This is a genomic window from Psychrilyobacter sp. (genome assembly GCF_049671765.1).
In the GTDB taxonomy this organism is placed as follows: domain Bacteria; phylum Fusobacteriota; class Fusobacteriia; order Fusobacteriales; family Fusobacteriaceae; genus Psychrilyobacter.
The window spans coordinates 1-13,422 of record NZ_JBATVM010000239.1; the positions used below are offsets into that span (position 1 = coordinate 1).

General features: G+C 31.1%; 10 protein-coding genes. 8 read left to right on the forward strand and 2 right to left on the reverse strand.

What is annotated here, in order from left to right; translation table 11 throughout:
• Nucleotides 1-408 (forward strand): L-serine ammonia-lyase, iron-sulfur-dependent, subunit alpha (locus WBG30_RS11485; protein WP_424504795.1); only part of this gene is annotated, 408 nt, incomplete at its 5' end.
• A 24-nt stretch (nt 409-432) separates the two neighbouring features.
• On the opposite strand, the gene WBG30_RS11490 is transcribed toward WBG30_RS11485, so the two are convergent.
• Entirely contained in the window at nt 433-1,779 is a 1,347-nt protein-coding gene (locus WBG30_RS11490) for an MATE family efflux transporter (RefSeq protein ID WP_424504796.1), read from the reverse strand.
• Nucleotides 1,780-1,987: 208 nt separating this feature from the next.
• Here WBG30_RS11490 and WBG30_RS11495 point away from each other — a divergent pair, with 208 nt between their 5' ends.
• The 7 genes from WBG30_RS11495 (at nt 1,988) to WBG30_RS11525 (ending at nt 12,456) form a co-directional block, all read left to right on the forward strand.
• Nucleotides 1,988-3,139 carry a MalY/PatB family protein gene (locus WBG30_RS11495; RefSeq protein WP_424504797.1) on the forward strand — a complete coding sequence of 384 codons (1,152 nt, stop codon included), beginning with the start codon at nt 1,988-1,990 and terminating at the stop codon, nt 3,137-3,139.
• On the forward strand, nt 3,140-3,463 hold the full coding sequence (locus tag WBG30_RS11500) for a hypothetical protein (RefSeq protein ID WP_424504798.1): 324 nt from the start codon (nt 3,140-3,142) through the stop codon (nt 3,461-3,463).
• 338 nt (nt 3,464-3,801) lie between these two features.
• Nucleotides 3,802-4,890 (forward strand): signal recognition particle-docking protein FtsY, encoded by a 1,089-nt coding sequence (gene ftsY / locus WBG30_RS11505; protein ID WP_424504804.1) that lies wholly within the window; start codon nt 3,802-3,804, stop codon nt 4,888-4,890.
• A 229-nt stretch (nt 4,891-5,119) separates the two neighbouring features.
• Nucleotides 5,120-6,115, forward strand: a complete 996-nt coding sequence (gene pta / locus WBG30_RS11510; protein ID WP_424504799.1) for a phosphate acetyltransferase — start codon at nt 5,120-5,122, stop codon at nt 6,113-6,115.
• A gap of 96 nt (nt 6,116-6,211) precedes the next feature.
• Nucleotides 6,212-7,405, forward strand: a complete 1,194-nt coding sequence (locus WBG30_RS11515) for an acetate/propionate family kinase (RefSeq protein ID WP_424504800.1) — start codon at nt 6,212-6,214, stop codon at nt 7,403-7,405.
• Between the two features lie 415 nt (nt 7,406-7,820).
• Complete coding sequence (nifJ, locus tag WBG30_RS11520; protein WP_424504801.1) at nt 7,821-11,345, forward strand: pyruvate:ferredoxin (flavodoxin) oxidoreductase; 3,525 nt, start codon at nt 7,821-7,823, stop codon at nt 11,343-11,345.
• A gap of 208 nt (nt 11,346-11,553) precedes the next feature.
• Nucleotides 11,554-12,456, forward strand: a complete 903-nt coding sequence (locus WBG30_RS11525; RefSeq protein ID WP_424504802.1) for a hypothetical protein — start codon at nt 11,554-11,556, stop codon at nt 12,454-12,456.
• Nucleotides 12,457-12,548: 92 nt separating this feature from the next.
• On the opposite strand, the gene recR is transcribed toward WBG30_RS11525, so the two are convergent.
• Nucleotides 12,549-13,142, reverse strand: a complete 594-nt coding sequence (recR, locus tag WBG30_RS11530; protein ID WP_424504803.1) for a recombination mediator RecR — start codon at nt 13,140-13,142, stop codon at nt 12,549-12,551.
• Nucleotides 13,143-13,422 lie beyond the last annotated feature (280 nt).

Consider the following 13,422-nt stretch of genomic DNA (forward strand, 5'->3'; position numbering starts at 1 on the left):
GGTTTAGCTTTTTCTCACTTAACTTGCATTCATATTAAAACAAATGTAGGTAGATTGTCAGCTTATTGTGGAGCTATATGTGCATCAGCAGCAGCAGGCGGAGGTTTAGCGTTCGTAATGGGAGAAGATTTAGAAGTGGTAGCTGACTCAATAACTAATACTTTAGGAAACATTTCGGGGATGATTTGTGATGGAGCCAAGGCCTCTTGTGCTCTAAAAATTGCCAGTGGAATTTATGCAGCATTTGATTCTTTGCATCTTTCAAAAGCCAAAAAAGTATTATCTAATGGTGACGGAATAGTAGGAGAAAATATAGAAAAAACCATAAAAAATATAGGAATATTATCTCAAATAGGAATGAATGGAACTGATAAAGTGATTTTAGGAATAATGACAAAAAAATGCTAGATAAAAAAACCTATGAAAAAGATACTAGTAAGTATCTTTTTCATAGGTTTTTAACATATATATAGTATAGGAAACAAGTATAATAACGGCACTCCAATTTACCATAAGGATACCTACCCAAACACCGTATATTGGATTTGGAAAATTTTTTATTAAAACGGGAAATAACAATAAGGGAAATAAAAATTGACGATAGATTCCTATAAAAATAACAAAATTTGGTTTTTTTAAGCCCTGAAGAATAGCCACAGAAATATTTAAAAAAACGTAGGAGTTAAAGGCAAAAGTTTCTATATTTAAATAAGTAACTCCATATTTTATAACTTCTAAATCATTCGTAAATAATCTTAAAAAATATTTAGAAAATGGAAATACAATAAACATAGCAGTAGTCATTATGATCAGGCCATAGATAAGACCTAATTTATAAACTTTTTTTATTCTATCAAAATTTTTAGCACCAAAGTTTTGTCCAGTAATACTTAAAATTGCAATATTTAAACCAATAGTAGGAAGAAGAGCTATTTGTTCAATTCTCATGGAAATACCATATCCTGCCACTGCAGAGCTACCACCTACATCTAAAACAAAATAATTGATCACAAAAACTCCTAAAGCCATACTCATCATATTCAGACTAGCAGGGAATCCTTGTTTTAAAATTTCTAGATAGTGGTAGAAATTAGGTTTTTTAAGATGTAGTTTTGTTTCTAAAAATAAGGGAGATCTTAAAACTTTTTTTAAGAGATAAAAAGATCCTATTACTTGGATAAAAACTGTAGCTAAAGCAAGGCCTGCGATACCCATATCAAAGATTAATATAAATAGGGGATCTAAGATTAAATTCAAGAAAAACCCAATCATAAGAAAATTTCTATATGGTTTGGTATCCCCTTGGGCAGAAAGAATAGCGTTGAAGGAACTATTTAGAATAAAGAATATACTCCCTCCTATAATTATATGGATGTATTGAACTCCATAAATTGTAGTTTCTGTAGGAGCGTTTAAAAGTTCAAATATAGTACCTGTAAGAAAAAAACCTAAAAATATAACAAAAAAACTTAGAATAAGTCCGAGACTTATGGAGTCTTCAGATATCTCTCGGGCATTTTTTGTATTCTTTTCTCCTAAAAGGTTGGAGATGAGAGCTGTAGTACCGGTTCCCATTCCAGATCCGATAGATATCAGGATAAAAAAAAGTGGGAATGAAAGGGTGAGGCCTGAAACTGCATCAGAACTTATATAACTAGCGTAAAGAGTATCTACGATGTTAAATAAAGTATTGAATAAGAATCCAATACTAGAAGGAATAGCTATTTTTTTTATAAGACTTCCGATATCTCCTTGAGTTAGATCTAAATGTTTACTCATAGCTTATCTCCTTTTTTAGAACTCTCTAAAAATTTTTGGTAGGAAAATATATGTTGTCTAAAATAAAATGTTCTAATATAGATATTATGCCATAAAAAAACTGTATTGCTCAGAATAATTGATAAAATATTAGGAATTTAAATATAATTTTTGTATCTTTTTGGAAATGACTGAAGTATAATATTAAGAAAAACAGAGAGGAATGAAGATGATTGATTTTAATAAAAAAATAGATAGAAGTAAAAATAATTCAAGAAAATGGGATGGAAGAAAGAAATTTTTTGGAAAGAAAGATATACTACCTATGTGGGTGGCAGATATGGATATAGAGACTACTAATGTGGTAGTCGAAGCTTTAAAAAATAAAGCTGATCAAAAAATATTTGGTTATACCATGGAAAATGAAAGATATATTGGTAGTTTGGTAAATTGGGTAGAAAAAAGACATGAATATATTTTATCTTTTGATAAAATTGCTCATTCTCCTACAGTGGTAACTAGTCTAAACCTATTGATTAAGACTTTAACCAATAAAGGTGATAAAATAATGGTACAGTCTCCAAGTTATCCACAGTTTATAAAACAGATTAATGATAATGGTAGAAAACTAATTATAAATGAATTGGTGAAAAAAGACGGAAGATATGAGATCGATTTTATAGATTTTGAGGAGAAGGTAAAGACTTCTAAAGTATTTATATTATGTAATCCTCATAACCCTAGTGGAAGAGTTTGGACTAGGGAAGAATTATCAAAAATTGCAGAAATTTGTGTAAAATACGAAATTAAGATTATTTCCGATGAGATTCATAGTGATCTGATCTTAAACGGAAAACATATTTCCATAGCAAGTCTGGGGAAAGAAGTAGAAAGTCTTGTATATACTTGTTTTTCTTGCACTAAAACCTTTAATTTGGCTGGAATTCAAAGTTCATTTGTAGTTTTTCCTACAATAGAAACTAAAAAATGTTTTATAGACGAACTTATCTTAATAGGAGTTCATGAACCTAATAGTTTTTGTATGGAAATGGTAATATCTGCCTATAATAAAGGAGAGGAATGGTTGGAAGAACTCTTAGAACATTTGAGAGGAAACATAGAGTTTGCTATAGAGTACATAGATAAAAATATTCCTGAAATTAAAGTAGAAAAACCCGAAGCTACTTATCTACTCTGGCTAGATTTAAGGAAATTTGGAGTTGAAGGTGAAAAGTTAAAAGAAAAATTAGTAGAAGATGGTGGGTTAGCTTTAACAATGGGTGAGGCTTTTATGGGTGAAGGATTTGCAAGGATGAATATAGCTTGTCCTAGATATATGTTAGAGGATGGATTGGAGAGGTTAAAGAAGGCTTTTGGATAGATGTCCCTCTTTATAAAGGTTCTAACCAAAGAGAAAAAAGAAAATCTTGGACACGGAGATACGCAGAGAAAGTCAGATTCTAAAGATGGAATCGTCATTGTAGAAACGATACTGCTGAAGCTCAACGACTATAAACTTTGCTTAGAAAAATCGCTAACTATTATAGCCATAGTTTCTTTTTTGAAGAGAAACCATAAGAAGGAAGAGTTAGATTTTAAATGGGTGTACTCTGTGTCAAAAAAAGGTTTGTCGTTGATAATTGGTGATATAAAAGAAATTAAGCTTGGTTTTATGACAAAAAAAAATAAATATGTTAATATTTGATATAGAATCAATAAAATGCTAGGAGGAGAAAAATGTTAAAAAAATTATTTGGGTTTGGGAAGAAGAAGATTGAAGCTGAAGAAAAATTGAAAATTGAAAATGAAAAGTTAAAAATAAAAGAAGAGGAAGAGAAAAAAGAACTAAAAATTAAAGAGGAAGATGAAAGAAAGAAATTAGAGGTATTAGAAAATCAAAAAGAAGTTCAAAGGATTGAATTAGAAAGAGAAGAAGAATTAAGAGTTAAAAATGAAGAGCTAGAAAGAAAAAAACTAGAAGAAGAAAATGATAGATTAAAAGCTGAAGAAGAGGCGAAAAGAAAAGAATTAGAGGCATTAAGAATTAAAGAGGAATTAGAAAAAGAAAAACTTGAAAAATTAAAAATTAAAGAAGAACAAGAAAGAGCGGAATTAGAAAAGTTAAAATTAGAAAAAGATAGAGCAGAAAAAGAATCAGAAGAGGAATCTAAAAGAAAAAAAGATGAAGAGTTGAAAAAGAAAGACGAAAGTTCTAAAAAAAGAGGATTTTTTAAATCTTTAAAAGAAAGACTTGTAAAAACTAGAGAAGGGTTGTTTGGAAAGATGAAAACACTTTTTGCCGGTAGAAGTGTTATAGATGAGGATATGTATGAAGAGTTAGAGGATTTATTGATCCAGTCAGACATAGGCATGAACATGACTCTAAAAATAGTAGGAGAATTGGAAAAAGAAATTAGAAAAAGAGAAATTAAAGACCCTAATTTGGTCTATGAAGTTTTAAAAGATGTAATGGAAGGTTTCTTGATCGCTGAAGGAACTGAATTAAAAGTAGATAAACCTGGGATGAATGTAGTCTTAGTCGTAGGAGTAAATGGAGTAGGAAAAACGACTACCATTGGGAAACTCGCTGCTAAATTTGTAAAAGAAGGTAAAAAAGTAGTGATAGGTGCAGGAGATACATTTAGAGCAGCAGCTATTGAGCAATTAGAAGAATGGGCAGATAGAGCAGGTGCAGATATTATAAAACACCAGCAGGGAAGTGATCCAGGTGCAGTGGTATTCGATACACTAAAAGCAGGAGAAAATAGAAATGCTGATGTAGTAATAATAGATACAGCGGGAAGGTTACATAATAAGAATAATCTTATGAAAGAATTAGAGAAAATAAATATTATTATAAAAAAACATGTAGGAGAGACAGCCTATGAAAGTTTATTGGTAATAGATGGGACCACTGGTCAAAATGGATTAAATCAGGCTAAAGTCTTCAATGAAGTAACTAAATTAAGTGGATTTGTAGTAACTAAATTAGATGGGACAGCTAAGGGAGGAATAGTCTTTGCTATCTCTGAGGAATTGAAAAAACCAATTAAATTTATTGGTGTAGGAGAGGGAATAGAAGACCTCCGTGAATTCAATTCTAAAGAGTATATAGATGCTATTTTTGAATAAAATTTAAATTTGGATAAAAATAAATCAAAAAAAGCTTTCAAAATAAACGTAAAAATAATATAATAGTTACGTTAGAGGAAAAACACGTTAAAAACTTGCTTATGGAAACAAAAGTTTGTAAATGAAACACAAAGCTCTGACCGGTTGTAAGAAAACAAAAACCATATGTACAACTAGAGTAAAATATGTTAATATATGTTTCATATTATATAGATCGGGAGGATGACTAATGGGAATCATTAATCAAATAAAAGGAAAGGCTAAAATTGCACAAAAGACTATCGTTTTACCTGAAGCAACAGACGAGAGAGTATTAAAGGCAGCTGAAAAAATCGTAAAAGAGGAATTAGCTAAAGTTGTATTAGTAGGAAATGTAGAAGCTTTAAATGCAGAAGCAACAAAAGTAGGAGTTAACTTAGAGGGAACTGTTATAATAGATCCTAATAATTTTGAAAAAATGGATGCTTATGTAGCAAGATTAGTAGAAAGAAGAGCTAAGAAAGGAATGACAGCAGAAAAAGCTAAAGAAATCTTAACTACAGATGTTAACTTCTTTGGTGCTATGATGGTAGCTTTAGGAGATGCAGATGGAATGGTATCTGGATCAGATTCACCTACAGCAAACGTACTAAGAGCTGGATTCCAAGTAATAGGACCTAAAGCAGGAATGAAAACAGTATCATCTGTATTCATTATGGAATTAAAAGATAAAATTGAAGAGTATGGAAATATCTTAGTATTTGGTGACTGTGCAGTAATACCAGAACCTAACTCTCAACAATTAGCTGATATTGCTATGGGTGCAGCTGAAACAGCTAGATCAGTAGCAGGAATAGAACCAAAAGTAGCATTAATGACATTCTCAACTAAAGGATCAGCTAAGCATGATTCAGTAGATGTAGTAAAAGAAGCAGGAAATATATTAGCTGAAAGTAATGTAGACTTCGAATACGAAGCTGAATTACAAGCTGACGCAGCATTAGTGGCCGCAGTTGGAGCTAAAAAAGCACCTGAATCAAAAGTAGCAGGAAATGCTAACATCTTAATATTTCCTAACTTAGCAGCAGGAAATATTGGATACAAATTAGTACAAAGATTAGCTGGAGCAGAAGCTTACGGACCATTATTACAAGGTTTAGCAGCACCAATCAATGACCTTTCAAGAGGTTGTTCAGTGTCTGATATAGTAAACTTAACAGCAATAACATCAGTACAAGCTAACTAAATAGATAAAATAGTAGGAGTTAGAGATAACTCCTACAAAAATAATATAGATGATAAGTGAAATATATCATTAAAAAAATCTAGGAGGAAATAATTAATGAAAGTTTTAGTAATTAACTGTGGTAGTTCATCTTTGAAATACCAACTAATCAATCCAACAACTGAAGAGGTATTCGCAATTGGCCTATGTGACAGAATTGGAATCCACGGATCTAAGTTTGAGTATGAAGTACCAGCTACAGATTTTGAATTAGAGTTAGAGCATGATATGCCTACACATAAGGAAGCTTTAGAGTTAGTGTTAAACACATTAACAGGAGAGCATGGGGTAATCGCTGATATCAATGAAGTTGACGCAATTGGACATAGAATAGTACATGGTGGAGAAGAATTTACAACATCTGTATTAGTAGATGAAAAAGTAATCGCAGGAATTAAAGCTAATAATGAATTAGCACCATTACATAACCCTGCTAACTTATTAGGTGTTACAACTTGTATGGAACTTATTTCTGGAAAACCAAATGTAGTGGTATTTGATACAGCATTCCACCAAACTATGCCAGCAAAAGCATTTATGTATCCATTACCATATGCTGATTATAAAGAGTTAAAAGTAAGAAAATATGGGTTCCACGGAACTTCTCATAAATTTGTTGCAGGATTAGCTAACGATTTATTAGGAAATCCTGAAAAATCAAAAATAGTTATATGTCACTTAGGAAATGGAGCATCAATATCAGCTGTTAAAGATGGTAAATCAGTAGATACTTCAATGGGATTAACTCCATTACAAGGATTAATGATGGGGACTAGATGTGGTGATATCGATCCAGCAGCAGTATTATTTATTAAAGCTAAAAGAAACTTAACTGATAAAGAGATAGATGCTAGAATGAATAAGCAATCTGGAATTTTAGGAGTTTTCGAAAAGTCATCAGACTGTAGAGACCTTGAAATTGCAAGAGCGGCAGGAGATGAAAGAGCAGAATTAGCTATCGATATGATGACTTATAGAATCAGAGCTTATATTGCATCATACGCAGCAGCTATGGGTGGAGTAGACATGATTTGTTTCACTGGTGGAATTGGAGAAAACTCTAACTTAATAAGATCTAAATCTTTAGAAGGTTTAGAATTTATGGGTGTAGAATTAGATCAAGCTGCTAACATAGAAAGAAAGAAAGGGTCTGTGAAATTATCTACAGAAACTTCTAAAGTAGCGATCTATAAGATTCAAACAAATGAAGAATTAGTAATTGCTAGAGACACATTAGCAATAGTTAAATAATTTTAAAACTGCCAGATTAATCTGGCAGTTTTTTTTTATCATGTTTTTCATTTACAATACTTAAGAATAAATAAAAATTGTTCTTCAAATTAATTAAACTTTTTAAATCTAGAAAATATTAATATTGTTTATGAAATCTAGCGAAAAAATCATATTTGTAAAGTATAATCATACAAAAACTTAGAGAATCAAAGAGTTTTGTCTCAAGAATATTAAGTGAAAAAAGTAATTTAGTGTACTAAAGTAGTTAAATATGATGTTTTAAAGGGGTGGGAAGTCCTGAAATAGAGAAGCTGTAAAAAAAAATAATGAATTATTGACAAAATATTGCTAGTGAAGTAAAATTGTACATGAAAGATATTTTATTTTACTGACACCAATAAAATATAATTAAAATTTTCAGGAGGTCACAAAAATGGCTAAAATTATGCAAACAATGGACGGGAACCAAGCTGCAGCGTGGGTATCATATGCATTCACAGAAGTAGCAGGAATCTATCCTATAACACCATCATCACCGATGGCAGAATATGTTGATGAATGGGCAGCTCAAGGTAAGAAAAACTTATTTGGAGTACCTGTAAAGTTAGTAGAAATGCAATCAGAGGCAGGAGCAGCAGGGACAGTTCATGGAGCGTTACAAGCAGGAGCTTTAACGACTACTTATACAGCATCACAAGGATTATTATTAAAAATACCTAACATGTATAAGATCGCCGGAGAATTATTACCTTCAGTAATTCATGTATCTGCTAGATCATTATCAGCTCAAGCGCTATCTATCTTTGGAGATCACTCAGATATATATGCGGCAAGACAAACTGGTTATGCAATGTTGGCCTCTGGATCTGTACAAGAAGTAATGGACCTTGCAGGTGTGGCATATTTATCTACACTTAAGACAAGAGTACCTTTCTTACATTTCTTTGATGGTTTCAGAACTTCACATGAAATTAATAAAATAGAAGTGATGGATTATGCTGATTTAGACAGATTATTAGATAGAGATGCTGTTCAAGCATTTAGAAATAGAGCACTTAACCCTCATCATCCAGTGACTAGAGGAACGGCTCAAAATGATGATATTTATTTCCAAACTAGAGAAGCTCAAAATAAATATTATGATTCAGTTCCAGCAGCAGTTTTAGAATATATGGAAGAAATTTCAAAGATTACTGGAAGAGAATATAAACCATTTACTTACTATGGAGCAGCAGATGCTGAAAGAGTTATAGTAGCTATGGGATCAGTTACAGATACGATTAAAGAAACTGTAGATCATTTAGTGGCATCTGGAGAAAAAGTAGGATTATTATCTGTTCACTTATACAGACCATTCTCTGCTGAATACTTCATGAATGTTTTACCTAAGACAGTTAAATCAATATCTGTATTAGATAGAACTAAAGAACCTGGGGCAAATGGAGAACCTTTATACCTTGACGTAGTTGAGCTATTTAAAGATGATAAAAATGCACCAAAAATCCTTGGAGGAAGATACGGATTATCTTCTAAAGATACTACACCTGCTCAAATAATTTCTGTATATGAAAATGCAAAATTAGATACTCCTAAAGAAGGATTCACAATAGGAATTATCGATGACGTTACTCACTTATCTTTGCCATTAGGAAAACCTGTATCAGTAGTTGCTGATAACGTAAAAGAATGCTTATTCTTCGGATTAGGATCTGACGGTACTGTAGGAGCTAACAAAAACTCAATAAAAATCATCGGAGATAAAACTGACCTTTATGCTCAAGCTTACTTCGCATATGATTCAAAAAAATCTGGAGGAGTTACTAGATCTCACTTAAGATTTGGTAAAGACCCTATCAGATCAACTTATTTAATCAATAGACCTTCATTTGTAGCATGTTCTACACCTTCTTACTTAGGTAAATATGATATGACAAGTGGATTAAAAAAAGGTGGATCTTTCTTACTAAACTGTGTATGGGATGCAGAAGAAACAGTTGCAAACTTACCTAACTCAGTTAAGATTAAATTAGCTAAAGCAGAAGCTAAATTATTCATCATCAATGCAAATAAATTAGCAACGGAAATTGGATTAGGAAATAGAACTAACACAATAATGCAATCAGCATTCTTTAAGTTAGCAAATGTAATTCCATTTGAAGAAGCTCAAGAATATATGAAAGAGTATACTTATAAATCATACATCAAAAAAGGTCAAGATATTGTTGACATGAACTACAATGCAATCGATCAAGGAGCAGGAAAAGTAGTAGAAGTTACTGTAGATCCAGCTTGGATAAACTTACAGTATGAGAATGCAGATGAAGCTTATAAAGGAACTGAATTTGTAGAGAAAATTGCTAAATCAATCAATTCTGTAAAAGGATACGATTTACCAGTATCAGCATTTGATGGGTATGAAGATGGTACATTTGAAAATGGAACTACAGCATTTGAGAAAAGAGGAGTAGCAGTAAACGTTCCTCATTGGATTCCTGAAAACTGTATCCAATGTAATCAATGTTCATTTGTTTGTCCGCATGCAGTAATCAGACCATTCTTAATAAATGAAGAAGAAAAAGCTAATGCACCAAAAGATATGTTAACTTTAAAAGTTATCGGAAAAGCTGAAGGTGTAGAATACAGATTACAAGTTTCACCACTTGACTGTACAGGTTGTGGAGTATGTGCAAACACATGTCCAGCTCCTAAGGGAAAAGCTTTAGTTATGAAGCCAATTGCTGAAGAAATATCAAATCAAAAATATGCTGATTACTTATTCAACGAAGTAACTTACAAGAAAGAAATCATGGGAACTGCAAATGTTAAAACATCTCAATTTGCACAACCTTTATTCCAATTCCATGGAGCGTGTGCTGGATGTGGAGAAACTCCTTACATCAAGTTAATCACTCAATTATTTGGAGATAGAATGATGGTAGCAAACGCTACTGGTTGTTCATCAATATACGGTGGATCAGCTCCATCAACTCCTTACTGTAAAAATGGATGTGGAGAAGGACCAGCTTGGGCATCATCGTTATTTGAAGATAATGCAGAGTTTGGATACGGAATGCATATTGCTACAGAAACGTTAAGAGATAGATTAGAAGTAGAAATGGAAAAAATCATGGATAAAGTTACTCCAGAAGTAGCAGAATTATTCAAAGATTGGAAAGAAAATAGAACTGATGGAGAAAAAACTCAAGAGATCAGAACTAAATTATTACCATTAATCGAAGGTAATGAAGATGCTAAAGAAATAACAGCATTAAAAGACTACATCACTAAAAAATCACAATGGATTTTCGGTGGAGACGGTTGGGCAAATGATATTGGTTACGGTGGAATAGATCACGTTTTAGCTACATCTGATGATATCAACATCTTAGTAATGGATACAGAAATGTACTCAAATACTGGTGGACAAGCATCAAAAGCAACACCAACTGGAGCAGTAGCTAAGTTTGCTGCAGCAGGAATGCCATTAAAGAAAAAAGATTTAGCTGGTATCTGCATGTCTTATGGACATATCTATGTAGCTCAAGTATCTATGGGTGGAAGTCAAGCTCAATATTTAAAAGCTGTCAAAGAAGCAGAAGCTCATAAAGGTCCATCTATCATAATTGCATATGCTCCTTGTATCTCACATGGTGTAAGAAAAGGTATGGGTCACTCTCAAACTGAGGAGAAATTAGCAACTGAATGTGGTTACTGGCCATTATTTAGATTTGATCCTAAATTAGAATTAGAAGGTAAGAATCCATTACAAATTGATTCTAAAGAACCTAATTGGGATAAATATGAAGATTTCTTATTAGGAGAGACTAGATACTTAACACTAACTAAATCTAATCCTGAAAGAGCAAAAGAATTATTCGCTAAGAATAAAATGGAAGCTGCAAAGAAAATAAGACATTATAAGAGATTAGCTGCACTTGACTATTCTCAAGGTCTATAATTTATCCTATCTCCTTTTAGGAGTAAGAATAAAGTAGATATATATAGAAAGGGCTGGAATTTTCCAGTCCTTTTTATTATTCTTTTTAATAATAATTTTATTATATTTTAATTTTTGTTTATTATGAATGAAAAAAGTAGTATAATATAACAATAATTTAAGGATGTATAAGAAAAAAATATATATAAGTTAAAGTAGGGGGAAGAAAATGTTTAAAGACTCAAAAAAGGGTAGGGGAAATTTTAAATATATCCTATCATTTCCTATATTCATTGTATTATTTACTATAAATATAGGGCTTTATCTGCTAGAATTACCAAAGGCAGTGTATTTATTTTTTATATTGGGAATAATTGAATTTATCTTAGCTAAAAAGAAGTTTAAAGGGATAGTAAGATCTTCTAATATGAATATTTTATCTGCTTTATTTCTCTTGTTACCGAGTATGATGATATTGATATTTAATAATAGAAGTGAAGGGTTTCCAATAGGGGTTGGAGGACTGATTGTTCTATTGGGACTTAGAATATATCTCATGATAACAAAAAATAAAAAAAGAGTTGCAATGAGGAGTTCTTCTAAGGCTTTATTCAATCTAATAAGTTTTTTATTGTTTGTATCAAACTTTTATTTCATGACATTTTATAACTATCAAAATAAAGTAAAGTGGGTATCAAAAGTTCCCAGTAAAATAACTTCTAATCTTAAATTTTCAGGACAAAATATATCATTTTTAACTAATGATGATTTTTTGAGAAAAGATGTATATAATTTCCCTCAAACCTATATTATTGATAGAGATAATGGGGAAATAACAGATATAGAAGTGGGATATAAATTTTCTGAAGAATTTACTCTCTTTAAAGGTAATGTAGATAAAATAAGGTATCAAAATTTAGAAATTTCAGTGAGAGAAGATAAATTATATATTAAAGATGTTTATTCTAAAAAACAACTATTTAAATTTATAGTGAATGGAGAAATAGTAATCATTCCTACTATAAAAGAAAATGTGCTTTATATTGTATCCAATGGAAGAGCTATCATGGATAAGCTAAAAAAGACAAGTGTTTATGCTGTGGATATCAAATTTTTGTTAGGGAAGAAATAAAAGGTTTTTTTAGATATCCTTGAGTTTAGACATTAAAGATATAAAATAAGAAAAAATCACTCTTAATTAGGAGTGATTTTTTCTTATTTTATTTATTGCTCTTTTCTATCATTTAGCGCTCTGTTGATAGTGGCAATATCTGAAAATTCTATATTTCCTCCCATGGGAATTCCACTGGCAATTTTAGAGATCTTTACACCAAATGGTTTGAGTAATTTCATGAGGTACATAGCAGTGGTTTCACCTTCTAAATCAGGATTAAGAGCTAGTATGATCTCATTTATTTCTTCTGTAGCCACTCTAGTTAAAAGTGTTTTGATATTTAATTTATCAGGAGTTATTCCATTAAGAGGAGCAATTTTTCCGTTTAAAACATGATATTTACCATTATATGACTTTGATTTCTCCAAGGCAATAATATCTCTATTGTCTTCTACAACACAGATAATAGAACTATCTCTAGCTTCGTTATCGCAGATGTCACATATAGGAGATTCACTTAAATTCCCACAGACAGTACATTTTTCTGTATTCTCTTTTACTTCATAGACAGCCTTTACAAATTCTTCTATTTCACTCTTTTCCATCTCTAGGATATGAAATGCTAATCTATTAGCAGATTTCTTCCCAATTCCTGGGAATCTATAAAAATAATCTGTTAATTTTTCTATACTTTTGGTTGCCAAATTTTCCACCTCTTTAAATTTAAATATTATATCTATTATTATAACATTTAAACTAAGAAACTTCATCTTAAAGAAAATATGAATTTTGTTAAAAAAGATTAAAAACATAAAAAAAGAGTGATATAATAATAGAATAGAAAATTAAAATAACTAAAAAAAATAGAGGGAGTGTAAAAATTATGTTTAAGGCAGATTATCATATACATAGTAGTTTTTCTGGAGATTCAAATGAAAATATAGATGATATAGTAAAACAAGCTATATTTTTAAAATTAGATGA

Coding starts and splice junctions, on each gene's coding strand:
- pta (WP_424504799.1), top strand. CDS start 5,120: ATGGGAATCATTAATCAAATAAAAGGAAAGGCTAAAATTGCACAAAAG.
- nifJ (WP_424504801.1), top strand. CDS start 7,821: ATGGCTAAAATTATGCAAACAATGGACGGGAACCAAGCTGCAGCGTGG.
- WBG30_RS11495 (WP_424504797.1), top strand. CDS start 1,988: ATGATTGATTTTAATAAAAAAATAGATAGAAGTAAAAATAATTCAAGA.
- WBG30_RS11500 (WP_424504798.1), top strand. CDS start 3,140: ATGTCCCTCTTTATAAAGGTTCTAACCAAAGAGAAAAAAGAAAATCTT.
- WBG30_RS11490 (WP_424504796.1), bottom strand. CDS start 1,779: ATGAGTAAACATTTAGATCTAACTCAAGGAGATATCGGAAGTCTTATA.
- WBG30_RS11525 (WP_424504802.1), top strand. CDS start 11,554: ATGTTTAAAGACTCAAAAAAGGGTAGGGGAAATTTTAAATATATCCTA.
- WBG30_RS11515 (WP_424504800.1), top strand. CDS start 6,212: ATGAAAGTTTTAGTAATTAACTGTGGTAGTTCATCTTTGAAATACCAA.